Origin of the sequence: Microbacterium sp. GbtcB4 (assembly GCF_019091465.1) — a bacterium.
Lineage (GTDB): Bacteria > Actinomycetota > Actinomycetes > Actinomycetales > Microbacteriaceae > Microbacterium > Microbacterium paraoxydans.
The window spans coordinates 1-320 of record NZ_JAGXJJ010000044.1 but is presented as its reverse complement, the minus strand read 5'-3'; the positions used below and the strand labels follow the sequence as shown (position 1 = coordinate 320).

The following is a 320-nucleotide window of genomic DNA, read 5'->3' as shown; positions in this document are numbered from 1 at the left end:
GGGTGGTGCGCCCCCTTCGTCGTGCGGGATCGGTCCGCTCCTATGACTCCCTCGCGTTCACCGAGGCGCGGATCGCCGCCGCCCTGCGCACGGGCGGCTACGGCATCCCCACCGTTTCGCGGATCATCGACGAGGTGCGCGCGCACGGTGACACCGGGCAGGTGCAGCGCATGCTCGCGGAGCGGCTGACCGACCTCACGCGCCGCAGCGTCGCGCTTCTCGCGGCGGCAGGGCACCTGCACGCCCTGCTCGCGGAACGCCTCGCGGGGGAAGACCCATCGGCGCACACGCCCAACCCGGTACCTGCGACACCACCTGCG

1 pseudogene is annotated in these 320 nt (G+C 73.4%); it reads left to right on the top strand.

Annotation, left to right across the window (positions count from 1 at the left end):
* A pseudogene (locus KVS71_RS17210) lies at window positions 1-320 on the top strand (hypothetical protein); the annotation flags it as partial.